This window comes from Prochlorococcus marinus str. MIT 0918 (assembly GCF_027359415.1).
GTDB classification, from domain to species: domain Bacteria; phylum Cyanobacteriota; class Cyanobacteriia; order PCC-6307; family Cyanobiaceae; genus Prochlorococcus_E; species Prochlorococcus_E marinus_C.
In genome coordinates this window covers 1,072,674-1,096,159 of sequence record NZ_CP114780.1, presented here as the reverse complement: position 1 = coordinate 1,096,159, position 23,486 = coordinate 1,072,674, and the positions used below count along the sequence as shown (strand labels likewise).

Here is a 23,486-nt window from a genome sequence, read left to right as displayed (position 1 = left end):
ATACCAATAATTTGTAATCTCCTTTTCGCAGTCTCTTTTGAAAGCAAAGTATTTGTGAGACACTGGCTAAATCTTTGACTAGCAATGAAGATCAGAGATCAAGCAAAAGCATAATTTATTAAAACCATGGATTACAAATCTGCAGGTGTCAATGTTGAGGCAGGAAGAGATTTTGTTCATCGAATTAAATCAAGTGTAGATAAAACTTCTAGATCTGAGGTTATTGGAGGAATAGGTGGTTTTGGAGGATTCATGCGTTTACCGAAAGGTTTTGATCAACCTGTTTTGGTTTCTGGTACAGACGGAGTTGGCACGAAACTTGAATTAGCTCAAGAAGAGCATTCTCATTTTGGAGTTGGAGTCGATTTGGTGGCAATGTGTGTCAATGATGTCATTACTAGTGGTGCAGAACCATTGTTTTTTCTTGACTATGTCGCTACTGGTAAATTGTGCCCTGAAGCTCTAGTAGAGGTAATAGGTGGGATTTCGGAAGGATGTAAGCAGGCTAATTGTTCTTTATTGGGTGGTGAAACAGCTGAGATGCCAGGTTTCTACCCAGATGGAAGATATGACTTGGCAGGGTTTTGTGTAGGAGTAGTTGAAGAAAAGAAAATTGTGGATGGCAAATATATCAAGCCAGGTGATTGTCTTGTGGGAATTGCAAGCTCTGGCGTTCATAGCAATGGTTTTAGCCTAGTTCGAAAGGTCTTGTCCATGACTGAATTTGACAAAAATATGCCTTTTGGTCCCGATAAAATTTCTCTGATTGATTTTTTGCTTCAACCCACTTTGATTTATGTTCGTTTAATTCAATCCATATTTCAAGAAAAAATACCTCTTAATGGCATGGCTCATATAACTGGAGGAGGTCTGCCAGAAAATTTGCCGAGAATTCTACCTAAAGGATTAAAAGCCGCAATTAATCGAAACTCATGGGAAATTCCTTATTTTTATCAATGGTTACAAAACAAAGGTCAGATTCCAGAAGCTGATTTATGGAATACCTTTAATTTAGGTATTGGCTTTTGTTTAATTGTTTCACCTGACTACCTAAAAGGAATCCTGGATATTTGTCATGACAATGGCTTTTCTGCATGGCATATCGGCCAAATAGAAGAGGAAAGACGTAATGAAGAATCTGTAATTAGAGGAGTGCCTATTTAATTTGTATGTGGAAAAGTTTTTTTGCCTTATTAAAAAACAATTACTCTTGACCTAATGTTTAAGATGTTAGATACTAAAATTCTAATAATGCAAACCGAATATTCTTTCGGAAGCTGCGAAGTTAGATCTTGAATTAGTTCAATGTCATCTGAAAATCAACCTCGTTTAACACGTAGACGTAGTTCTGCAGGGCCTGTCCCTCCTAGAAGGCCTTTAGGCGGAAGCACTTCTCAAATGGATAATAGACAAGGCCCAAGGCCTACATTTTTAACATTGAGGGATCATGGGAAGGTATATGTTGCTGATTTACCTAATCTCTCTGATGGCCAATTGGCCCATATTTTTAAAGAGGCTGAGGAGGTTCTAGATAGTCTTGAAAGAAGAATTAATGATTTAGAAGGTGAGAATGCAAATAAAGATAATGACACTTTGATAAAAGCATCAACTAAGCATGAAGTTACACTCAGATTTATTAGAGCAATTGAAGGTGAACAAGAACATAGAAGGAATAATCCAGCTTTAAAAGATGCTGCTACAGAATCTTTGCCTAGAACATTCCTTGAGATTGCTAGACATAGACTTCCAGGTGCTACTTTTGATTCTTTATTAAGAGAGGCTCTGGAAGCATGTGCTAAAGAAGAAATTGAAAAAAATTCACCCTCTAAAGAACCACCAAGAGAGAGTTCACTCCCTTTGCAAATAGTTGATTTACCACCTTCTTCTAATTCAGCATCAGTGGTTACTACTGATTAATTTCGATAATGAATGATTCTCTTTTCGATTCATTAAATAATAATAAAAATAATATATGTAAATTGAATTTAGACAAAGAAATAGAAATAAATAAAATACTATGTATCCATTGCAAAAGAACTAAAATTAATAGAGTAGCTTGTATTGGTAAGTGTGTTGCTGATAGTGAATATTAAATATAAAACTCAAAATAATGCACTTCCTTCCCTACGGATTTCCAGTTATCAATTCTAATTTGGATCCTTTAATTTGCAAAAGGAAAGAATACTTTTTCAAAGCCTATTAGTGCTCCGAGGGAAGCTATGATAATCGCAGAAATTTGAACGACCCAGAAAAGAGAGTATAGAAATGACTGGGGTTGTGTTTTTTCCATTGATTCAATAGATTTTTTAATTTGATAACTTTATAATCTTGTTGAAAAGAACGCTAAACATCTTAATAATTGTAAGACTTAAGATTTTTATTTTATATTGCATTTAATTTTTATTAGAGATTGGTATTTTTTCCGATTTTCGCGGTTTTCAACTAGTCCCCTATAGGTTCTTTGAAATGGTGCAAGGTTTCTTTTTGCTAAGAAACAAGTTAATGCGGCAAGTCTTTTTAAGAATTTCCTGAAAAGTCTTTTTCTTGGTATAGAGTGATAAAGGACACTCCTCACACACTTGTCCAATAGGGCGCTGCTCGTTGAGGGCGCCTTTTTTTTATTCGATTCTTGGATGAAAGCTCATATTTTCGGTTGATTAGGTTAATCATGATTGGGCTGCTATCACTTCAAAGAAAGGATTTCTGTCAATGTCTTTTGAATCATTCTTGTCAGATTTCCAACGTGAATACATGCAGTGTTCCACTATATTTCTTCTGACTCTTGAAGATGATCCATTAGTTGGGATAACTGGTGATGATTGTTTAAAGAGGTAATTTCAGATGAAACTCAAATCCCATGTGGCATCTTGGTCGGTAATTGACACAATCAAAGAAGGGGATGCAAGCAAAGGCATCGAAGTGTCCCTGATATCGACCAGTCACCGATCAACGTGAATGCGTAAGAGAGACCTGATAATTGAGTTCCTGCAACTGATGTTCAGGAAAGGTAAGAAGGCGGCACCCAGATTCGAACTGGGGATAAAGGATTTGCAATCCTCTGCCTTACCGCTTGGCCATGCCGCCGAGGGTGTGAGAAAAACCTCACCTTTGGATCGTATCAGTCAGCAGAGTAAAAAAGTTTTAGTTCTTTCCAATGGTCATGGAGAAGACCTTATTGCTTTAAGAATTCTAGAGTCTCTTCATGAATTACGACCAGAATTAAGGCTGCAAATTTTGCCTTTAGTAGGAGAAGGGAAAACTTTTTCAGAGGCGATCTCAAAACGGTGGTTGGTCAAAATAGGCACTTCTTTACGCTTGCCTAGTGGCGGCTTTAGTAATCAAAGTTTTAGAGGTTTTGTAGCAGATATTCTTGCAGGCCTTTTGTGCGTTACTTGGCGAAATTGGATATCTGTAAAGAATGCTGCGAAGAGTGGGAGTTTTATTTTTGCTGTAGGCGATTTACTGCCTCTTGTTTTTGCATGGAGTAGTGGAGGCTCTTTTGGATTTATGGGGACTCCAAAAAGTGATTACACATGGAAAACATATCCAAAGTCTTTTGTTGGTGATTTGTATCATCGAATAAAGGGGACAGAATGGGATCCTTGGGAGATGCTCTTAATGAGATCACCTCGATCCAAAATTATTGTTGTTAGAGATAAATTAACGGCTCGTTCTCTAGCTAAAAATCATATAAAAGCCTTAGCACCTGGTAATCCAATGATGGATGGCTTTGAAAGTAAGCAAATGCCTTCTACTTTGATTGGATATAGACGCTTACTATTACTTTGTGGAAGTAGAATGCCTGAATCTTTGAGTAATTTCAAAAGATTACTCAGTTCTCTTGAACTTATTGAAAGTAAAATTCCTTTAGCAATATTGGTAGCGATTGGCTCCGAACCTTCTATTGATGATCTTGAGCAGTATTTAATTAATGCAGGGTTTACAAAGAAATTGTTTGCTAAGCAAGAATTTTTAGCCAATGCTTTGTTTGAAAAAGATTCGATGAAAATCTTTATTGGAATAGGAAAGTTTTATCAATGGGCACAATTTGCTGAGGTTGGCCTCGCAAATGCAGGGACTGCAACTGAGCAGCTTGTAGGACTTGGTGTGCCTTGTGTTTCATTGCCAGGGAATGGACCTCAGTTTAAAAAGGGTTTTGCCCTGAGACAGAGTAGATTGCTTGGTGGAGCTGTAATTCCTTGCAAAAACAGCAAGAACTTTTCTCAAATAGTGACTTTATTGCTTCAAAATGTTCGGCTTAGGGATTCATTAGCTCATATAGGAAAAAAGCGCATGGGGGATGCCGGGGGAAGTGCAGCCATTGCTAATTTAATTTCAGAATTATTGTTTAGAGAAGATTTCAAGATTTGAGCTTGGTTGCAAGAAGAGAGATACTTAAGCTTTAGTCTTTTCCGTATGTCAGGTATCAAAGAACATGATTATTTAAAAGTTTGTGCTGAATTGGCTTCTTGTCTCAGTATCAGTATCTCTGCTGCAAAAAAGAAAATAGATCTTGTAGCTGCTTCTAAAGGTGCTAAGGATCTTTCTTCTAGAAAAGATGTGGCAATAAATCTTTTAAATGAAATTCGTTCAGTTTCTGAAATAGAAGGAAAAACAAGAAATAATCAGTTGGACAATTTATTGGAGGCTCTTGCAGATGAAGAAAATTTTATGGTGGAGGATTGAAAGTTGATTTTTAATGTTCAAAAATATTATGGAAGCGCATTTGATCTAAATCACAAATCACTGGGATACATTGAAAACATCTTTGCGTTAGTTCCCATCTTTTTTCTCGAATTAACATTTTTTCAAGTTGATTTCTAGCTGAAAGCAAATAGCGAACATCATTAGCGGCATATGCAAGTTGTTTCTCAGAGAGGTCTTCTGTTCGTCCCCAATCACTGCTTTGAGCTTGTTTGTCAAGTTCTACTCCAACAAGTTCTAAAATTACTTCTTTTAAGCCATGCCTGGGAGAATAAGTTCTACCAATTTTACTGGCAATTTTTGTACAGAATATAGGGTTTACTGATATGCGAAGATTACTTGCAAGTGCAGCGACATCAAACCTTGCGAAATGAAATACCTTTTCAATACAACTATTTTCCAAGAGTTCTTTTAGATTAGGAGCACTTTTTTGCCCTTGATCGATTTTTATACAAGCGACGTTATCTTCATCATCACAAATTTGGACTAAGCATAGCCTGTCTCGACCATGTATTAATCCCATAGCTTCTGTATCGATAGCTAGGGCACCTTTTTTCGAAAAATTCTGCTTGGTTTCTTCGTTTAGATCTTGTTTAAAGACTCTAAAACTTGCAGGTTTTTTATCCACGCTTGTCATACGTTCAAAAAGTAGATTAGAATCAATGAGATAGAAAAATGCTTTTTATTGATTAAATAGCTCTATTTAATCAATAAAAATTTTAGATTATTTACACTCAAACCTTTTCATTATTGTATAGATGCAATCTTCATATTATTCAACATTTATTTTAACAATTTTATTGGCTATTGGTCTAGGCTTCTTTTTGCGTGCAGCTAGTAAAGACAGGACAACAGTTGTAGATGTTTCTTCACCTTTGCCTCCAATAGATGTGTTAAATGGAATTAGTGATTGGTTAGAAAAAAGAGGTTGGAGAAGAGATGGAGGTGATGCAGAAAAACAAGTGCTGAGATTTAATGGAAATGTTTCATATAGTAGAGTATTAGCTGTATTTTTATCAATACTTTGTGGACTTGGAGGTTGTTGTTTAGGACTTGTTATTTGCCAACTTTATTCTAACGTAGGTTGGTGGCCATTGATGTTTATAACTATAGGACCTTTGGCAGGCTTATATTATCGAAGTAGAGCTTCTAGAATTGAATATTTAGAGATAAAACTAATAGATTCTGTTAATCAAGCAGGAAGTCTGTTACGAGTAAGAGCTCATAGAGATGAGTTGATTGCTATAGATCTAGAGCTTTCTAATAGTCTTAAATTAACTACTGATGGTTCATTAACTTCTTCCCCAATTTAATCAATATGAATAGTAGAAGTTTTTTTCTAATTAAGAAATTTACTTTTGCAAATTTTTATTTTTTATTTTTTATTTTTTTATCAATTTTTTCTTTGCATTTATTTTCTATTGCTGAACCATTAGACATTTTTCTTGGCCCACGATTTCATAAAAAAACTATTTGGAAAGGTAATCGAACTGTATCGAGTTCTATACCCATTTTAGTTATGGCTGGTCATGCAGATTCACAAGGTATTGAAGGGTCTGGTACTCCAGGGGAGGCAGTAGGTGTAAATGGCTTGCCTCCTATGGATAATTCAGTCAGTGATGAGTTGTTTTGGAATTTAAAAGTTATGAAAGCTGTAGTTAGATTAGGTAAAAAAAAAGGCTTAAACATTAGTTCTTATGATTCGAGGGTTAGGACAATAGTCGATGAAAATGATTTCAATACTAATTGGTCGGTAGGCTCAAAATTCGCGGCTAAAGGAGGATATGTTTTGGAGATACATTTTGATTCTTATGGAGCATATGGTTTAGGTTCAGGTTTAATTCCTCCTTTGTCGAAAAAACTAAATAATATTGATGAATCACTTGCACGAACTTTTGGTCGTTATCCTCTTTTTTTTCGAGGAGGTTTAGGAGCTCCAAGAAGAAATATTAGGATTTTAGAGATAGGTAAATTAGAAGGGGAACTTGAGAAGAACTTGAGAAATATTGATTCTAGAGATCAAACAATAGAAAAAATTGCAGAATATATTGTTAATGCATTTTTGGAAGGTATAAATTCCAGGAATTCATTTAATCCACAGCTGAAAGAGGACTACATTTTTCTTCAAGACTCTTATCAGTAAACCAATCTTGTGGCTGTGTAAATACTTCGGTTAATAGTGCTTCTCTTGATTCCGGTGGTGCTTTAAACCCATATTCCCATCTTGCTAGAGGTGGCAGAGACATCAGGATTGATTCAGTTCTTCCATTAGTTTGCAACCCGAAAATAGTTCCTCTATCCCAGACTAAATTAAATTCTACGTATCTTCCTCTTCGATAAAGTTGGAATTCTCTTTCACGGTCACCATATGTTTGATGATGTCGCTTTTCAATGATTGGAATAAATGCTGGTAAAAATGATTCTCCACAGGCCTTAGCTAAAGAAAACAATTTTTCCCATGTAAGGCTTTGCTCTCCTATTTCTTTTGAAGTAATTGCAGCTTTGCTATCTGTATTTTGGCCTTTATACAGCAGTCCTGAGCCATCTTGATAATCGAAAAAAATCCCTCCTACTCCTCTACTCTCATTTCGATGCTTTAAGTAAAAATATTCATCACACCAAGGTTTAAAAACTTTATGAAGAGATGGATTAATAGAATCGCAGGCTTCTTGATGAATTTTATGAAAATGACGAGTGTCATTTAAGTAAGGATAATAAGGAGTTAAATCAGCCCCCCCTCCAAACCACCAAACAGGACCAGCTTCAAAGTAGCGATAATTTAAATGAACCGTTGGTATATAAGGGTTCTGTGGATGTAGAACCATAGAAGTTCCAGTTGCAAACCAATTGTGCCCTTTAGCTTCTGGTCTCTGATTAATTATTGATGGAGGCAATTCTTCTCCTTGTACTTCCGAAAAGTTCACTCCACCTTGTTCAAATATTCTCCCTTCACGCATAACTCTTGATCTGCCTCCTCCACCTTCTTCTCTTTCCCAAGATTCTTCTTGAAACTTTCCTTCCGCATCTATTTGCTCTAATCCATTGCAAATTTTGTCTTGTAAACCTAATAATAAAGCTTTAGCTCTCTCTCTGGAATCTGAAGGAGGTTGAGCGGTTTTTATCTTAGATGCCACAGCTTTTTTTATTTTTCTCTAAGAGGCTAATTCATTGGATTACCCTCTTAAGATTAGTGAAAGATGATTTAAAATTATGCTGACTGAAGAGAGAGTTATTCATGAATTGTCTTCCATTAAGGATTCTGGAAGTAATCATTCAATAGTAGAACTTAAATGGATTGATCAAGTTCGAGTAATTCCACCAAAAGCAATTGTTAGATTAAATTTGCCAGGCTTTGCTCAAAGTCAAAGAGAGAGAATTGCTAATGAAATTAAAATCATTGTTGAGAATTTTAATGAAATTTCAGAAGTTCAGATTGAATTAAGCAATACAGCTTCTAGTAATTCAGAAATTGGCAGTGCTGGTCATGGACAAATGGCACCATTGCAAAGAATTCCAGGAGTTAAGAATGTTATTGCAGTGAGTAGTGGAAAAGGTGGTGTTGGTAAAAGTACAGTTGCTGTAAACCTTGCATGTTCTTTGGCTAATAATGGATATACAGTTGGTTTATTAGATGCAGATATATATGGTCCTAATACTCCAATCATGCTTGGAGTTACGGAGAAGACACCAGAAGTTATTGGTAGTGGTGCAGATCAGAAAATTATTCCGATTGAGATATATGGAATTGGAATGGTTTCTATGGGATTACTAATTGATGAGAATCAGCCAGTTATTTGGCGTGGTCCAATGTTGAATGGGATTATTAGACAATTTTTATATCAAGCAAATTGGGGAGAAAAAGATTTTCTGATCGTTGATTTACCGCCTGGGACTGGAGATGCTCAGCTTTCTCTCGCGCAAGCAGTACCGATGAGTGGAGTGTTAATAGTAACAACACCTCAGAAAGTATCACTACAAGATTCTAGAAGAGGCTTAGCTATGTTTAAGCAAATGAATGTACCAATACTTGGCGTAATAGAAAACATGTCTATTTTTATCACTCCTGATGAACCAAGACGTCAATATGAGTTGTTTGGAAATGGCGGGGGGGAAACTTTGGCGACAGAAAACTGTGTTCCCTTATTGGCAAAACTGCCTCTTGAAATAAACTCTTTAGAGAATCCACAAGAAGGAATTCCGATCGTTATTCAGTATCCAAATTCTGAGACCTCAAAAGCTTTTAATAATCTTGTACGCTCCTTCTTACAAAATTTTAAAGAACTATAGGGATTAATGTCTAATGTTTTTTATTCATGCTTCAAAAACCAAAGACTATCAATGAGAACCAGATTTAGTGGGAAACAATTCAAAGATTTTAATTCAGTATTATTAATAGCTCCTATTAGCTTAGTCGTTTTATCGAGTGTCTTGATTGCAAGTACACAACGACAGTTAGCTTTTGTAGCATGGTACCAACATTTAATTACAGCTGGTGTTGGAATTCTGCTTGCATTGATAATTTCTCAAATACATCTAGCAAGATTGCGCTATTTATTATTGCCTTTATATACCTTGAGTATTTTAAGCCTGATAGCTGTACGGTTTTTAGGAGTATCAGCTTTAGGAGCTCAGCGATGGTTAAGTATTGGAGGCGTAAATATTCAGCCATCTGAAATTGCAAAACTTATTGTGATCCTTGTTCTTGCGTCAATTCTTGAGCGTCAAAAATTTCATACTCCAAAGCAGCTCTGGAAGCCTTTTGGCGTGATTGCAATTCCATGGTTCTTGGTCTTTATTCAGCCTGATTTGGGAACATCTTTAGTTTTTGGCGCAGTCCTTTTAGTGATGCTTTTTTGGGCAGGTATGCCTCTGGAATGGCTCTTGCTTTTTTTATCAGGAATTTTTACAGCTATTTTGGTAGGAATTTGGAATTTTGGCCTGTTTTTATGGATTCCAATTATGGGATTTTTGGCGTATCGCTCATTACCAAAAAAATATTTTAGTGCTTTTTTTACAGTGAGTAGTCTAACTGTAATTGCATGGGTTACTCCTTGGCTTTGGATGAATGCTTTAAAGGATTACCAAAGAGATAGGTTGATTTTATTTTTAAACCCTGCGCAGGATCCTCTTGGTGGGGGTTATCATCTTATTCAAAGTACTATTGGTATCGGATCAGGCGGGCTTTTTGGCACTGGATTACTACAAGGGCAATTAACAAAATTACGATTTATACCAGAGCAACATACGGATTTTATTTTTAGTGCTTTGGGAGAAGAAACTGGATTTATTGGTACTATGTTTGTTTCTGGTGTGTTCTTTTTGTTAATTTTTAGCCTTTTAAAAATTGCTAGAAATGCATACACAAGGTTTGAGTCTTTAGTAGTAATAGGAGTCGCGACTATGATTATGTTTCAAATGGTAATTAATATTTTTATGACTATTGGACTGGGTCCAATAACAGGAATTCCATTACCATTTATGAGTTATGGGAGAACAGCATTGTTAGTTAGTTTTATGGCTTTGGGGCTTTGTCTTTCTGTAGAGCGTAGATCAAGATCTTTTAACAAGAATTAGTGGTAAATCAGTTCACAATTAGTTCAATCCAACAGCGAATGGCTGAAGGTGTTCCTGTTGGAAGAGTGGATGAGGAAATTGTTAGAAGATTATGGTGGGCTGCTTTGGATACGCTTCAAGATGAGATTTTGTTACCCATGAATCTTAAGAAAGGTTTGTGGCTTGCTTCTCCATTGCCAGCTCTTTATGAACCTAAGTTGTTAAATAGATTAAAGGGATGGGTATGGGCTCCTGATGAATTATCAAGATTAAACTTTCTTAATACAGCATTACTACCTCCGGCTTCTTTGAGATCAATTGCTGCCGAAAATGTTTCCGTCTCACCTCATTTCACTAGGTTGCCTTTACTTCAAGAAGATGGTCATGATCCTTTGTTAATCGTAATCACTCCAGATGTACAGATAGCACTTGCTTTACAAGGAAAGCCTGGTGAAAGAAACCTTTTGATGAGATCAGATCCGGAAACTTTGACTGATGTATTAAATATTTTGGACCATAGGTTGAATTTTGAAAAGCCTCAATTTTCGAAACAAATTCGTGATTCGTTAGCAGATTTAGGGAGTTTGAAAAGTAATGAAGATATTTCAAAAATCTTTTGGCCGCTTATTTCTTCAAGACTTGCTGGCATTGCACCAAGCCTAAATATTCAGACATATAGAGATATAGAACAAGAAGGAAATTTAAACAATCAAACGAATGGTGAGATCTCTTTATTAGAAGCTTTGACACATGAGATTCGTACTCCTTTAGCAACTATAAGAACCTTAATTCGTTCTCTTCTTCGCAAAGAGGATTTGTCAAAGGTAGTTCTTTCAAGATTAAAGCAAATAGATGATGAATGCACTGAGCAAATTGATAGGTTTGGGTTGATTTTCAATGCGGTAGAACTTGAAAGGAATCAAACTAAAAAATCCAATTTAGCTAGTACTGATTTAGGAAAAATATTAAAAATCCTTTTTCCAGTTTGGGAAAAACAGCTTGAGCGTAGAGGAGTGAATCTTTGTTTAAATATCACACCTGACTTGCCACATGTATTAAGTGACCCTGAACGACTGGAATTGATGTTAGGCGGACTAATAGATCGAAATACTCGAGGAATTCCTCCTGGAGGAACCCTTTATTTAGAGCTGCAACCAGCTGGACATCGTTTGAAATTGAAAATCACAAGTAATTCTTCTAATTCTAGGGAGCTTGGAAAAATTGGAATGAATAACAATTCTGACTTAGGTACTGTTCTAAGTTGGAATCCAAATACAGGTAGTTTGCAGTTGAGCCAAGCAGCTACTCAAAGGTTATTGGCTAGTCTTGGAGGCAGGTTGACAAGCAGAAAAGATAGTGGAATAACTGTCTTTTTTCCTATAGCTGAAACACAGCAATAATCACATGAATGTTGACTCGTGTGAAGGTTCTACCAACGAAGTGATAAAAGGTACAAAAGATAGTGCTACTTTCAACAAGTAATTGATTGCCGAATTGCAAAAGATCAATGACAGAAGTTTTAAAAGGTACCCTTCCTCAAAACATCGGCAGTACCGGTGGTTTACTTAATTCTGCTGAGACAGAAGAAAAATACGCCATAACCTGGACCAGCAAGAAATCTCAAGCCTTTGAGCTTCCTACAGGGGGAGCAGCAAAGATGAATGAGGGCGAAAACATAATGTATTTCGCGCGTAAAGAGCAATGCTTAGCGCTTGGTACTCAATTAAGAGGATTTAAACCAAGAATAGAAGATTATAAAATTTATCGAATTTTCCCTGGTGGAGATACAGAGTATCTTCATCCTAAAGATGGAGTGTTTCCTGAAAAAGTTAATGAGGGACGTTCAATAATCAATCATAACGCTAGGAGAATTGGTCAAAATCCAAATCCAGCAAGTATTAAATTTACTGGAAAAAATACTTTCGACTCCTGAAGAAAAAAGTTTTTACTATCTTTTCTTTTCTAGGGCTGCAATGATAAGTGAATGTCTATATCTGATCGTGAGTCTTTCATAGGAGCTGCTTCAAGAGGTTTAACCTATATACCACTAGTTGGTAGTTGGCCTGCTGACCTTGAGACGCCTCTTAGTACATGGCTGAAAATTGGAGAAGGTAAGCCCCCAGGCGTCTTACTGGAGTCTGTTGAAGGTGGAGATACACTAGGACGTTGGAGTGTAGTGGCTTCAGATCCGTTATGGGTAGTAACTGTAAGAGGAGATAAAATTACTAGAACTTGGAGAAACTCTGTTATTGAAGAATTTACTGGTAATCCTTTTTCTTTATTAAGGAGTTTTTTATCTCCATATCACTCTGAGGTTATTCCTGGCTTGCCATCTTTAGGCCAACTTTATGGAATGTGGGGTTATGAGTTGATCAAATGGATAGAACCAAAAGTATCTGTTCATTCTCGTAATGAAAATAAACTTCCAGATGGCATTTGGATGTTTATGGATAGGCTTGTGCTTTTTGATCAAGTAAAAAGGCTTATTACAGCAATTTCTTATGGGGATTTAACTAGTGAGAAATCAGTAGACAGTGCCTATGACCAAGCATTGTCTGGCATGAAAGAAATTCAGAGGCGTATGTCAGAATCTTTACCATCTATGGAACCTTTGAAATGGAACCCTCCAACTAATATTCCAGACTCTGTAAAAAGTAATTGGGCCAAAAAAGATTTTGAAGGTGCTGTGAAAAAAACTAAAGAATATATTGCTCAAGGAGATGTCTTTCAACTTGTTTTAAGTCAAAAATTCAGCGCTAAAGTAAAGCATGCACCTTTGGATTTGTATAGAAGTTTGAGGATTGTTAATCCTTCACCTTTTATGGCTTTTTATGATTTCGGTGATTGGCAACTTATAGGTTCAAGTCCAGAAGTCATGGTCCAAGCAAAACCGGTTGGGAATCAGATATTAGCTACTGTGAGACCAATTGCAGGGACAAGACCGAGAGGAAATACCGAGCAAGAAGATTTCAAATTAGAAAAGGACTTGTTGGCTGACCCCAAGGAACTTGCAGAGCATGTAATGCTTGTTGATTTAGGGCGAAATGATTTGGGCAGAGTATGTCAATCTGGAACTGTTTCTGTGAAAGACTTGATGTGTATAGAAAAATATTCGCATGTAATGCATATCGTTAGTGAGGTAGAAGGATTATTAAATTCTGAAATGGATGTTTGGGATTTGTTGATGGCAACATTTCCTGCTGGCACTGTCTCTGGAGCTCCAAAGATAAGAGCAATGCAATTAATTAATGAATTAGAGTCAGATAAAAGAGGCCCTTATTCAGGTGTCTATGGATCTATGGATTTAAATGGAGCATTAAATACTGCAATCACTATTCGTACTATGATAGTAAATCGACAATCAAACGGAGAATATAGAGTGGAAGTTCAGGCTGGTGCAGGAGTTGTTGCAGATTCTATTCCTTCCAATGAATTTAAAGAAACTGTCAACAAAGCTAAAGGAATGCTTACAGCTTTGGGATGTTTAGACGCTTTAATTTGATTTATGAATCTATTTTTACTTAAAGGTTTTGAAGTTGAACTATTTACTGGTTTATACACAGGTAAACATATAGGTGTTTCCGAACAGGTTGCTAATAACTTCTCTGATTTTGTTAAAGAACCTGATCAAAGGAATTTAGAATATATTACAAAACCAGAAAGAAATTATCAAAGTATTAAAGAATTACTTTTAGAACCTCGTAGAAGATTGCGGAAATGGTTGGCTCAAAAAGATTTAACTATTTTACCTGGAAGTACGTTGTCATTAGGAGATAGTTCGAACTTTGAAAGATCTGATTTGACTAATTCTTATCATGAGTTTATTGAATTGAATTATGGAACCAAAGTAGTTACAGCTAGCATACATATCAATTTGGGGATTGAAGATTTAGATTTAATTTTTTCCGCTTTACGCTTGGTCAGATGTGAAGCGGCACTTTTTTTAGCATTAAGTGCAAGTTCGCCATTCTTAGATGGCTCTGCAACAGGTTTTCATTCACAAAGATGGAACCAATTTCCCAAAACGCCAGCCAAAGTACCTTTGTTTTTAAATCATTTGCATTATGTCGATTGGATAGAAGACCAATTGGGTAAAGGGGTTATGTGTAATGAACGCCATTTGTGGACAGCTGTCCGGCCAAATGGTGTTAGGAGGCCTTATGAATTAAACCGTTTAGAACTTCGCATTTGCGATTTGATCACTAATTGTGATTTGCTCTTAGCTATTACAGCATTGCTTGAATTAAGAGTAATTAGCCTAATTAACAATCCTGAAAAATTAGATCCGTTGAAAGGAAGTACGCTTACCCCCGATGAACTTTCTGATTTAAGTGATATTAATGAGCAAGAGGTAGCAAAGAATAGTTTGAATGCAACATTGCATGATTGGCAGACAGGTAAAACGGTTTTTTGTCGTGATTGGATCGAAGAATTAATCTTAGAAGTGACACCATTAGCAATTGAACTGAATGTGCTCTATTTACTTGAACCGATTAAAGAAGTGCTGAACAAAGGTAACCAGTCAATGAGATGGCTTAATGGTTATACGAATGGAATTTCTTTATCTGATCTTTTGCAACAAACTATTCAAGAAATGGAGGCTGAAGAAAAAGAAAACTTTGTGAACAGTATTTCTGTGAATTATCCATGATTATGACTAAATCGACTAAAGACAATTTATCAATTAAAGCGGATTCTCAAGCCTCTGCTCAGAATGATTCTAATCAGATTTTAGCTGATCATTTTTCTGGAAGATTATTAAAGGAGCGTTTGGAATTAGTTGAAGACCTATGGGAAACCGTTGTTCGTAGTGAGTGTCCTCTAGAGCAGGCTGAAAGGCTTCTGCAACTTAAAAAATTTAGTAATCCTAGTTTTGTAAAAGGTGGAGAAGTAACTAATCAAATCAATGAGATTGTCAATTTGATTAGTGAAATGGATTTAGCAGAAGCCATTTCTGCAGCAAGAGCATTTTCGCTTTATTTTCAATTGGTTAATATTCTTGAACAAAGAATTGAGGAAGACAGTTATTTACAAAGCATTAGCAGTGGAAAAACGGAAAAAAATACTAGGAGCATAGATCCTTTTGAACCTCCTTTAGCCAGTCAATCAGCCCCAGCGACTTTTAGTGAATTGTTTGATCGGCTTCGGCATCTAAATGTACCTCCTGGCCAACTGGAAGATTTATTAAGAGAAATGGATATACGCCTAGTCTTTACAGCACATCCAACAGAAATTGTGAGGCATACAGTTCGGCATAAACAAAGACGTGTGGCTAGTTTGTTGCAACAACTACAGTCAGATCAAATAATTGCAGCATCTGATAGGGATAGTCTTCGATTACATCTCGAGGAAGAAATAAGACTCTGGTGGCGTACTGATGAATTACATCAATTCAAGCCAACTGTATTGGATGAAGTTGATTATGCATTGCATTACTTTCAACAAGTTTTATTTGATGCAATGCCACAATTGCGTCGCCGACTTTGCTCTGCTTTATCAACTCATTATCCAGATGTAGATGTTCCTCAAGAAGCATTTTGTACATTTGGTTCTTGGGTCGGTTCTGATAGAGATGGAAATCCATCTGTAACTCCTGAGATTACCTGGCGCACAGCTTGTTATCAGAGGCAATTGATGTTGGAGCGTTATATTCATTCGGTTCAAGAATTAAGAGATCAATTGAGTATTTCTATGCAATGGAGTCAAGTTAGTTCTCAATTGCTGGAATCTTTAGAGATGGATAGAGTAAGATTTCCCAATGTGTATGAAGAAAGAGCAGCTAGATATAGATTAGAGCCTTATAGATTAAAACTTAGTTATACTCTTGAGAGACTACGTTTTACCCAAGAACGAAATCAAGAACTAGCTGATGTTGGTTGGGAGACATCTTTAGAAAGAACGAATTCATCAAATAATTTAAATCAGTCTTTTGAAGGCCTCCATTATTGTTCCATTGATGAATTTAGAAATGATCTGGAACTTATTAGGGATAGCTTGGTTGCAACTAATTTGAGCTGTGAACATCTTGATACTCTTTTAACTCAGGTTCATATTTTTGGTTTTTCTCTTGCGAGTCTTGATATACGACAGGAAAGTATTAGGCATAGTGACGCAATAGATGAATTAACTAAATACTTGAATCTGTCTAGGTCTTATTCAGATATGACAGAAGAGGAAAAAGTGGACTGGTTAAAGGAGGAGTTGCAAACATTAAGACCATTAATTCCTTCTGGAGTTAGATGGTCGCCAGCGACTCAAGAAACATTTTCTGTATTTAGAATGCTTGATCGTTTGCAGAAAGAATTTGGAAGTCGTATATGTCGTTCCTATGTGATTTCGATGAGTCATACAGTTTCTGATTTATTGGAAGTTCTCTTATTGGCTAAAGAGACTGGACTTGTCGACATTGCTTTAGAGTCAGCAACCTTTGACTTTTTGGTTGTTCCATTATTTGAGACTGTAGAAGATCTTCAACATGCACCATCTGTGATGGAGGAGCTTTTCAATTTGAAGATATATAGGAAATCTATGCCTCGAGTAGGTGAAAAGCTCTTGCCATTGCAAGAGCTTATGCTTGGCTATTCAGATAGCAATAAAGATTCTGGGTTTTTATCAAGTAATTGGGAAATTCATCAAGCTCAGATTGCTCTCCAAAACCTTGCTAGTAATAATGGTATTGCGTTGCGCATATTTCATGGTCGAGGTGGGTCTGTTGGGAGAGGAGGAGGACCTGCGTATCAAGCAATACTTGCTCAGCCAAGTGGTACTTTAAAAGGCCGAATAAAAATTACTGAGCAAGGAGAAGTTCTTGCTTCTAAATATAGTCTTCCTGAACTTGCATTATATAATCTTGAGACTGTAACAACTGCTGTTCTTCAGAATAGCTTAGTAACCAATCAATTAGATGCTACACCTAAGTGGAATCAGTTAATGAGTCGTTTGGCTGCACGCTCAAGGCAGCATTATCGTGCACTTGTTCATGACAATCCAGATCTTGTTGCCTTTTTTCAAGAGGTAACACCAATAGAAGAAATTAGTAAATTACAAATATCTAGTCGTCCTGCAAGAAGAAAAGCAGGTGCTAAAGATCTTTCTAGTTTGCGAGCTATTCCATGGGTCTTTGGTTGGACACAAAGTCGCTTTCTTTTGCCTAGTTGGTTTGGAGTTGGGACAGCTTTAGAAGAAGAGCTTAATACTTCCCCAGAACAAATTGAATTATTAAGAATGCTGCATCAGCGTTGGCCATTTTTTCGCATGTTAATTTCTAAAGTCGAGATGACTCTTTCTAAGGTTGACTTGCAGGTAGCCCACCATTATATGACTAGTTTGGGTAGTGATCAAAATCGAGCAGCTTTTAAAGTGATTTTTGAAATCATTGCTAAAGAATATCAATTAACAAAAAAGTTAGTCTTAGAAATAACTGGCAAATCAAGATTATTAAGTGCTGATCCTGCATTGCAATTGTCCGTTGGCTTAAGAAATCGAACAATAGTACCTTTAGGCTTTATTCAAGTTGCATTATTACGCAGGCTTCGTGATCAAAATCGTCAGCCACCAATTAGTGAGACGTTATTAACACAAGGGGATTCTGAACGTACTTATAGTCGTAGTGAGTTACTTAGAGGAGCCTTATTAACTATCAATGGCATTGCAGCAGGTATGAGAAATACAGGTTAAATTTTGTTTACATTTCATAATACAAAATCTTACCAACTTCCTTTAGGCTTTCTTTTGGAAAAGGAACAGCCTCCTTCGCCTAAGGAGCTGAATCGTTTACTTTATAAATGTAATGCAGACATTTATTCGCCTAAAAAATTAGGCAAAGCCTTTGATAATAGTTTTTGTAACTTGTCTATATTGCAAGAAAAGACTTTGAAATTGTCAGGATTCGTTAGGATCACTACTGATCAGGGGTTAAATGCTAATCTTTGGGACCTTGTAGCTGAACCAGGTAAGAATCAACATCACTTGTTAGCCTTTTTAATTAATAGTGCATTGTCAATTATTCGCAAAAATTTGCCTGGATGCAGTATTTCAATTGCATCACCATCTATGGCGATTCAATTATTGGAAGATTCAGGATTTATTATTGATCCAGGTGGGATAAGAACAATGGCTTATAAAATTTAATTGATAAATATCTTTTTACGAGCATGGAGGGACTCGAACCCCCGACTCTCAGAACCGGAATCTGATGCTCTATCCAACTGAGCTACATGCCCACTAATTGGCTGTCTGCCAATCATGAGACCTATTAGAGTCTCAATACACCTAGCTTAGCTAAAGGAGCAAAAGAAAGATTATCCTTCATCAACTAGAACTACAACATTTCCGCAGTTACAAACGGCTACGGCTGAAATTAACTGAACAACGCCTTTTGGTGATTGGTCCTAATGGATCAGGTAAATCGAACCTTTTAGAATCAGTTGAATTATTGGGTAGTTTACGTTCACATCGTTGTAGTAATGATAAGGATTTGATTTCTTGGGGGCAAGATAGTTCATTCATTCGAGCTATTACTAGCGATGAGGAGAAAATTGAATTGCAATTTCAAAATAGTGGAGCAAGAAAAGCATATAGGAATGGGAAATTATTATCTCGACAGTTAGATTTATTGGGAACTATTAAATGTGTTGGTTTTAGTACCTTTGATTTAGCTTTGGTTCGCGGAGAACCTTCTCTTCGAAGAAATTGGCTGGACAGAGTTATTCAGCAACTTGAACCGATTTATGGAGACTTAATAACTCGATTTAATAGGTTATTACGTCAAAGAAATCAATTATGGAGGCAAAGGAATGATGTTTCATATTCAGATCATCATGCCTTATTAGATACTTTTGATTCTCAGATGGCATTAGTGAGTACCCGCATTCATCGTCGTCGGAGTAGAGCACTTAAGCATTTGGAGCCTCATGCATTAAGGTGGCAAAAAAAACTTAGTAAGGAGCGAGAATCTTTAGAATTAAAGTATCTGCCAGGGAGTTTGTTGGAAGGGGAAGAGGAAGAATTTATATGGAGAACATTGATTGAAAAGCAGCTTTTAGAACAAAGGCCAAATGAAGAGAAGTTAGGACTTTGTAAAGTCGGACCGCATCGGGATGAAGTGTGTTTTTTAATTAATGGTCTGCCAGCACGTAAATTTGGCTCGGCTGGTCAGCAGAGAACTCTTGTTTTAGCTTTAAAATTGGCAGAATTAGAACTGGTTAGAGACATTTATAATCAGCCTCCTTTGTTAGTTTTAGATGATGTTTTTGCAGAATTGGATCCTATGAGGCAACTGTTGCTTTTGGAAGCAGTAGGAGAAGATCATCAATGTTTAATTAGTGCTACTCACATAAATGCTTTTGAAGGTGATTGGACCAAAAACTCTCAGTTGATAGATCTACATGATCAACAGAAAGGAGTATGGGAACTCATGTAGTCTAATTACGGTTTAATATCTGATTATTAATCCAACTCTATTGCTACGTATCAAGCTTGATGTCATATAAGAACCTAATAGAAGACTCTCATGTTGGCCCAGATGAAATGCATGGAAAGCATTGTATGCTTGAGTTGTTCCATTGCGACTCGTCACGGTTGAATGATGAATTGTTTATTAGAACCAGTTTGATGCTAGCTGCGCAAGTTGCAGGGGCAAAATTGTTAAATATGATTACTCATAAGTTTCACCCACAAGGTGTTACAGGTTTAGCGCTTTTAGCAGAATCCCATCTTTCTATTCATACTTGGCCAGAAATTAAATATGCAGCAATTGATGTATTTACTTGTGGTCAAGAAACTCTTCCTGAAAAAGCTTGTGAGTTTTTAGTTAAAGAGCTAGGTGCAAGTAATCATGATTTAAAAAGTTTTATCAGAAATACTCCTAAGAAAGTGAATATTATTCCAAGATATCCTTACTCCAAATAATAGTTTCTATTGGTAAATTAATTTTTAAAATAATTCTTATCTCTATTTAATTTTCCACTAACTAATCCTTCAAGATCAATACTAATTGACGTAAATCCGATCGATGAAAAATAGTCGATAAGTTCTTCACGATTTAATTTTAATATTAATTCATCAATTTGCTCAGAGGGTATTTCTATTCTGCCTGCAAAACCTTGAATTCTTACTCTTACATTTCTGAAACCTTTTTCAATTAACCATTGCTCTGCTTTGGCTACTTGTTGTAGCCTTTCGGAACTAATAGTGTCTCCATAGGGGAAGCGAGATGCTAAACAAGGTTGTGAAGGTTTGTCCCACCAAGGGAAGCCAAGTGCTTTTGATATTTCTCGAATGGATTGTTTGTTGATTTTTAGTTCTGCTAGAGGAGAACCTACGCCTGCTAGACGAGCAGCTTCAATACCAGGTCTATAATCCCCTAGGTCATCTAAATTAACTCCATCTATTACTTTTGCTCCTTTAAAAGTTTTAGCAATTTGCGATAAATGAGTATGAAGTTCGTTTTTACATGCAAAACATCGATTGCTTGGATTATTACTGTAGTTAGGATTCTCTAGCTCATGTGTTTGACATTCTTTATGTTTTATACCGATCCACTTTGCTTGTTGGCGAGCTTCTTTTCGTAGATATGGGGCTAATGAAGGAGATACACCTGTAATTGCAATAGCATTAGTATTTAATTGTTCTTGAGCAATTGCAGCAATCAAAGAACTATCGACACCTCCTGAATAAGCAACACAAGCTTTTTTATAGCTTTTAATGAAATCTCTTAAGAGATTCAGTTGTTGAAGGTTTGACTTTTTAAGGTGATCTTGTAGCTTAAGCATCATGATTTAAGCCCTATTGAAGATTATCTTCAATACATGCATTAGTTAACCTCTTTTATGATGGAATTATTCACAGGTGTCAAATAATAACCATTTGAAGGATTCATCTCAACAGCATTCTTCTTCTCGTAAGAGTAAGAATTCTATAGGGATAGTTACAGCTGCTCATAGCAAAGAAAGGATTCATGGCCAATTACATATTTATGATGGTGAGGGGAAGGGAAAGAGTCAGGCCGCATTAGGAGTTGTTTTAAGAACTATTGGCTTAGGAATTTGTGAAAAAAGAAGAACCAGAGTTTTACTTCTTAGGTTTCTTAAAGGTCCTGGCAGATCTTATGACGAAGATCCTGCTATAGAGGCATTACAACAGGGGTTTCCGCATTTAATTGATCAGGTTCGAACAGGGAGAGGAGACTTTTTTACTGCAGAAGAATCAATTGCTTTTGACAAAAGCGAAGCAAAACGAGGTTGGGATATAGCAAAAGGAGCAATAGCGAGTGCTCTTTACTCAGTAGTTGTTCTAGATGAGTTGAATCCTGTTCTAGATTTAGGATTGCTTCCGGTGGCAGAGGTTGTCCAAACTATTGCTTCTAGGCCTGATGGCATGGAGATTATTGTTACAGGCCGTGCTGCCCCCCAACCTCTAATTCAAATAGCAGAATTACATTCTGAAATGAGAGCTCATCGCAGACCAAAAGCTAATGAATTAGAACATTCTCCACCGAGTTTAATTGGTGGTATAGAAATTTATACAGGTGAAGGTAAAGGTAAGTCCACTAGTGCTTTAGGTAAGGCTTTGCAGGCTATTGGTAAAGGCATTAGCCAAGATAAAAGTCATAGAGTTTTAATTTTGCAATGGCTTAAAGGAGGGAATGGATATACAGAAGATGCTGCAATTGCAGCTCTTCGTGAAAGTTATCCTCATTTAGTTGATCATCTTCGTTCAGGTAGGGATGCTATTGTTTGGCGAGGCCAGCAACAGTCAATTGACTATGTTGAAGCAGAACGAGCTTGGGAAATTGCTAGAGCTGCTATTAGTAGTGGTCTTTATAAAACAGTGATTTTGGATGAGCTTAACCCTACAGTTGATTTAGAGCTTATTCCTGTTGAACCCATTGTAGAAACCTTACTTCGTAAACCCACTGAAACAGAAGTCATTATTACAGGTCGGTGTAAAAATCACCCTCCTTATTTTGATTTAGCAAGTGTACATTCTGAGATGGTTTGCCATAAACATTATGCAGAAAAAGGAGTTCATCTTAAAAAAGGAGTAGATTATTAATTAGGAAATTCCTCTTTGCTCCATGCTGAAATACCTCCATCAACATTTATCGCATTTATCCCATATCTTTTTAATAAGAGAATAGCTTTTATCGATCTTGTTCCTTTCTCGCAGTAAATATAGATTTTTTTCTTAGCCGAAAGCTTTTTAATTTTTTCAATATCTTTTCCATTTCTAATATTTTCTAGTGGTATTAAAGTAGATTCTTTAATAGAATTTAATTGGAATTCATGATCTGTTCTGACATCAACTAGAAGAATCTTACTAGGATTTATTTTCAGTTGATGTTTGAGCTCTTTTGCTGAGACTCTTTCAATTATAAAATCTACAGATTCACCTTGATTATGTTTAAGATTGATATCCATTTCTTTATATTCGCTTAGTTTTTTTATAGGCTTTCTTGTATTATCTTTATATAATGTTAGTTCCTTAAATTTCATCCTTAAGGCATCAAATATTACTATTCTTCCATCTAATGGCTCACCTATATTAGTAATAATCTTAATAGTTTCTGTAGCTTGGATTAATCCTATTATGCCTGGAAGTATTCCTAAGACACCTGCTTCACTACATGATGGTAATAAATTATTTGGTGGTGGGCTAGGGAGAAAATCTCTAAGATTAGGGCTATCTTTGGTTAAGTTAAATACTGTTGAATGTCCTTCAAATCTTTGAATTGCACCATAAATATTTGGTTTCCCAAGAATGACACTGGCATCATTAATTAAATATCGACTTTTAAAATTATCTGTGCAATCACAAATAACATCATATGGATCTATAATTTTTAAAGCATTGTCTTGATCAAGAATAGTATTATATATGGTAACTTTACAATTTGGATTGATTAAATGAATTCGCGATTTTGCCGAAAAAGTCTTTTCTTTTCCAATCCAATCTGATCCATGAATGATTTGTCTTTGAAGATTTGATTTTTCTACTAAATCAGAATCAACAAGACCAATATGGCCTACACCAGCTGCTGAAAGGTACATTAATAATGGAGAACCAAGTCCGCCACATCCAATACATAAAACAGAACTACTTTTTAATTTTTCTTGTCCTTTACGACCTATTTCTGGAAGAACAAGATGCCTAGAATACCTTTCTAGGTCATCTGAATTTAGTTCTGAATTAATTGAATTGGTTTTTTCCATTATTTAAGAAAATCTAAT

General features: G+C 36.2%; 22 protein-coding genes and 2 tRNA genes. 18 read left to right on the top strand and 6 right to left on the bottom strand.

Features of this window, described 5'->3' with window-relative positions; genetic code table 11:
* Positions 1 to 126 precede the first annotated feature (126 nt).
* The 3 genes from purM to O5636_RS06075 all read left to right on the top strand — a co-directional run bounded on the left by purM (position 127) and on the right by O5636_RS06075 (position 2,835).
* Positions 127 to 1,164: a phosphoribosylformylglycinamidine cyclo-ligase gene (gene purM, locus O5636_RS06085; protein WP_269621925.1), complete on the top strand. Its 1,038-nt coding sequence runs from the start codon at positions 127 to 129 to the stop codon at positions 1,162 to 1,164.
* A 141-nt stretch (positions 1,165 to 1,305) separates the two neighbouring features.
* Complete coding sequence (locus O5636_RS06080; RefSeq protein ID WP_269621924.1) at positions 1,306 to 1,917, top strand: histidine phosphotransferase; 612 nt, start codon at positions 1,306 to 1,308, stop codon at positions 1,915 to 1,917.
* A gap of 792 nt (positions 1,918 to 2,709) precedes the next feature.
* A complete protein-coding gene (locus O5636_RS06075) occupies positions 2,710 to 2,835 on the top strand; it encodes a hypothetical protein (protein WP_269621923.1) in 126 nt (41 codons plus the stop codon).
* A gap of 178 nt (positions 2,836 to 3,013) precedes the next feature.
* Here O5636_RS06075 and O5636_RS06070 read toward each other — a convergent pair.
* Positions 3,014 to 3,084, bottom strand: a tRNA-Cys gene (locus O5636_RS06070).
* A gap of 6 nt (positions 3,085 to 3,090) precedes the next feature.
* Between O5636_RS06070 and O5636_RS06065 the strand changes: the two genes are divergently transcribed.
* Complete coding sequence (locus O5636_RS06065) at positions 3,091 to 4,371, top strand: lipid-A-disaccharide synthase-related protein (protein ID WP_269621922.1); 1,281 nt, start codon at positions 3,091 to 3,093, stop codon at positions 4,369 to 4,371.
* Positions 4,372 to 4,416: 45 nt separating this feature from the next.
* On the top strand, positions 4,417 to 4,686 hold the full coding sequence (locus O5636_RS06060) for a hypothetical protein (RefSeq protein WP_269621921.1): 270 nt from the start codon (positions 4,417 to 4,419) through the stop codon (positions 4,684 to 4,686).
* Positions 4,687 to 4,696: 10 nt separating this feature from the next.
* Here the strand turns inward: O5636_RS06060 and O5636_RS06055 are convergent, their stop codons facing one another.
* Complete coding sequence (locus O5636_RS06055; RefSeq protein WP_269621920.1) at positions 4,697 to 5,341, bottom strand: ribonuclease D; 645 nt, start codon at positions 5,339 to 5,341, stop codon at positions 4,697 to 4,699.
* Positions 5,342 to 5,462: 121 nt separating this feature from the next.
* On the opposite strand from O5636_RS06055, the gene O5636_RS06050 reads away from it, so the two are divergent.
* Together O5636_RS06050 and O5636_RS06045 are read left to right on the top strand one after the other, a co-directional pair.
* The gene (locus tag O5636_RS06050; RefSeq protein WP_269621919.1) at positions 5,463 to 6,017 is read left to right on the top strand and encodes a cofactor assembly of complex C subunit B; all 555 of its coding nucleotides are present in this window, start codon (positions 5,463 to 5,465) and stop codon (positions 6,015 to 6,017) included.
* Positions 6,018 to 6,109: 92 nt separating this feature from the next.
* Positions 6,110 to 6,847, top strand: a complete 738-nt coding sequence (locus O5636_RS06045; RefSeq protein ID WP_269621918.1) for an N-acetylmuramoyl-L-alanine amidase — start codon at positions 6,110 to 6,112, stop codon at positions 6,845 to 6,847.
* Here O5636_RS06045 and hemF read toward each other — a convergent pair.
* Positions 6,795 to 7,838, bottom strand: a complete 1,044-nt coding sequence (gene hemF, locus O5636_RS06040) for an oxygen-dependent coproporphyrinogen oxidase (protein WP_269621917.1) — start codon at positions 7,836 to 7,838, stop codon at positions 6,795 to 6,797. The two genes, O5636_RS06045 and hemF, sit on opposite strands and share 53 nt — an antisense overlap.
* Before the next feature lie 76 nt (positions 7,839 to 7,914).
* Between hemF and O5636_RS06035 the strand changes: the two genes are divergently transcribed.
* From O5636_RS06035 to O5636_RS06000, 8 genes are all read left to right on the top strand, one after another.
* On the top strand, positions 7,915 to 8,991 hold the full coding sequence (locus O5636_RS06035; protein ID WP_269621916.1) for an Mrp/NBP35 family ATP-binding protein: 1,077 nt from the start codon (positions 7,915 to 7,917) through the stop codon (positions 8,989 to 8,991).
* Positions 8,992 to 9,042: 51 nt separating this feature from the next.
* A complete protein-coding gene (gene rodA, locus O5636_RS06030) occupies positions 9,043 to 10,278 on the top strand; it encodes a rod shape-determining protein RodA (RefSeq protein WP_269621915.1) in 1,236 nt (411 codons plus the stop codon).
* A complete protein-coding gene (locus O5636_RS06025) occupies positions 10,278 to 11,657 on the top strand; it encodes a sensor histidine kinase (protein ID WP_269621914.1) in 1,380 nt (459 codons plus the stop codon). Before rodA ends, O5636_RS06025 begins: the two co-directional genes overlap by 1 nt.
* Before the next feature lie 107 nt (positions 11,658 to 11,764).
* Complete coding sequence (locus tag O5636_RS06020) at positions 11,765 to 12,190, top strand: photosystem I reaction center subunit II PsaD (protein WP_269621913.1); 426 nt, start codon at positions 11,765 to 11,767, stop codon at positions 12,188 to 12,190.
* 51 nt (positions 12,191 to 12,241) lie between these two features.
* Entirely contained in the window at positions 12,242 to 13,759 is a 1,518-nt protein-coding gene (locus O5636_RS06015; RefSeq protein WP_269621912.1) for an anthranilate synthase component I family protein, read from the top strand.
* A 3-nt stretch (positions 13,760 to 13,762) separates the two neighbouring features.
* Positions 13,763 to 14,908 (top strand): glutamate--cysteine ligase, encoded by a 1,146-nt coding sequence (gene gshA, locus O5636_RS06010; protein ID WP_269621911.1) that lies wholly within the window; start codon positions 13,763 to 13,765, stop codon positions 14,906 to 14,908.
* Positions 14,905 to 17,934 carry a phosphoenolpyruvate carboxylase gene (gene ppc / locus O5636_RS06005; protein WP_269621910.1) on the top strand — a complete coding sequence of 1,010 codons (3,030 nt, stop codon included), beginning with the start codon at positions 14,905 to 14,907 and terminating at the stop codon, positions 17,932 to 17,934. Before gshA ends, ppc begins: the two co-directional genes overlap by 4 nt.
* A 3-nt stretch (positions 17,935 to 17,937) precedes the next feature.
* Positions 17,938 to 18,387, top strand: coding sequence for an N-acetyltransferase (locus O5636_RS06000; protein ID WP_269621909.1), 450 nt, complete (start codon positions 17,938 to 17,940; stop codon positions 18,385 to 18,387).
* A gap of 18 nt (positions 18,388 to 18,405) precedes the next feature.
* Here the strand turns inward: O5636_RS06000 and O5636_RS05995 are convergent.
* A tRNA-Arg gene (locus O5636_RS05995) sits at positions 18,406 to 18,479 on the bottom strand.
* An 80-nt stretch (positions 18,480 to 18,559) separates the two neighbouring features.
* Between O5636_RS05995 and recF the strand changes: the two genes are divergently transcribed.
* Positions 18,560 to 19,678 (top strand): DNA replication/repair protein RecF, encoded by a 1,119-nt coding sequence (gene recF, locus O5636_RS05990; protein ID WP_269623536.1) that lies wholly within the window; start codon positions 18,560 to 18,562, stop codon positions 19,676 to 19,678.
* Positions 19,679 to 19,737: 59 nt separating this feature from the next.
* On the top strand, positions 19,738 to 20,166 hold the full coding sequence (gene speD, locus O5636_RS05985; protein ID WP_269621908.1) for an adenosylmethionine decarboxylase: 429 nt from the start codon (positions 19,738 to 19,740) through the stop codon (positions 20,164 to 20,166).
* A 17-nt stretch (positions 20,167 to 20,183) separates the two neighbouring features.
* Here speD and larE read toward each other — a convergent pair whose 3' ends face one another.
* Complete coding sequence (larE, locus tag O5636_RS05980; RefSeq protein ID WP_420063790.1) at positions 20,184 to 21,029, bottom strand: ATP-dependent sacrificial sulfur transferase LarE; 846 nt, start codon at positions 21,027 to 21,029, stop codon at positions 20,184 to 20,186.
* Between the two features lie 94 nt (positions 21,030 to 21,123).
* On the opposite strand from larE, the gene O5636_RS05975 reads away from it, so the two are divergent.
* Complete coding sequence (locus O5636_RS05975; RefSeq protein ID WP_269623535.1) at positions 21,124 to 22,311, top strand: cob(I)yrinic acid a,c-diamide adenosyltransferase; 1,188 nt, start codon at positions 21,124 to 21,126, stop codon at positions 22,309 to 22,311.
* Here the strand turns inward: O5636_RS05975 and moeB are convergent.
* Positions 22,308 to 23,468, bottom strand: a complete 1,161-nt coding sequence (gene moeB / locus O5636_RS05970) for a molybdopterin-synthase adenylyltransferase MoeB (RefSeq protein ID WP_269621906.1) — start codon at positions 23,466 to 23,468, stop codon at positions 22,308 to 22,310. The genes O5636_RS05975 and moeB overlap by 4 nt on opposite strands.
* Positions 23,469 to 23,486 lie beyond the last annotated feature (18 nt).

What these genes read in the sequence shown, in the direction of transcription:
- purM (WP_269621925.1), top strand. Translation starts at nt 127, where the DNA reads ATGGATTACAAATCTGCAGGTGTCAATGTTGAGGCAGGAAGAGATTTT.
- O5636_RS06080 (WP_269621924.1), top strand. Translation starts at nt 1,306, where the DNA reads ATGTCATCTGAAAATCAACCTCGTTTAACACGTAGACGTAGTTCTGCA.
- O5636_RS06075 (WP_269621923.1), top strand. Translation starts at nt 2,710, where the DNA reads ATGTCTTTTGAATCATTCTTGTCAGATTTCCAACGTGAATACATGCAG.
- O5636_RS06060 (WP_269621921.1), top strand. Translation starts at nt 4,417, where the DNA reads ATGTCAGGTATCAAAGAACATGATTATTTAAAAGTTTGTGCTGAATTG.
- O5636_RS06055 (WP_269621920.1), bottom strand. Translation starts at nt 5,341, where the DNA reads ATGACAAGCGTGGATAAAAAACCTGCAAGTTTTAGAGTCTTTAAACAA.
- O5636_RS06050 (WP_269621919.1), top strand. Translation starts at nt 5,463, where the DNA reads ATGCAATCTTCATATTATTCAACATTTATTTTAACAATTTTATTGGCT.
- O5636_RS06035 (WP_269621916.1), top strand. Translation starts at nt 7,915, where the DNA reads ATGCTGACTGAAGAGAGAGTTATTCATGAATTGTCTTCCATTAAGGAT.
- rodA (WP_269621915.1), top strand. Translation starts at nt 9,043, where the DNA reads ATGAGAACCAGATTTAGTGGGAAACAATTCAAAGATTTTAATTCAGTA.
- O5636_RS06020 (WP_269621913.1), top strand. Translation starts at nt 11,765, where the DNA reads ATGACAGAAGTTTTAAAAGGTACCCTTCCTCAAAACATCGGCAGTACC.
- O5636_RS06015 (WP_269621912.1), top strand. Translation starts at nt 12,242, where the DNA reads ATGTCTATATCTGATCGTGAGTCTTTCATAGGAGCTGCTTCAAGAGGT.
- gshA (WP_269621911.1), top strand. Translation starts at nt 13,763, where the DNA reads ATGAATCTATTTTTACTTAAAGGTTTTGAAGTTGAACTATTTACTGGT.
- ppc (WP_269621910.1), top strand. Translation starts at nt 14,905, where the DNA reads ATGATTATGACTAAATCGACTAAAGACAATTTATCAATTAAAGCGGAT.
- speD (WP_269621908.1), top strand. Translation starts at nt 19,738, where the DNA reads ATGTCATATAAGAACCTAATAGAAGACTCTCATGTTGGCCCAGATGAA.
- larE (WP_420063790.1), bottom strand. Translation starts at nt 21,029, where the DNA reads ATGCTTAAGCTACAAGATCACCTTAAAAAGTCAAACCTTCAACAACTG.
- moeB (WP_269621906.1), bottom strand. Translation starts at nt 23,468, where the DNA reads ATGGAAAAAACCAATTCAATTAATTCAGAACTAAATTCAGATGACCTA.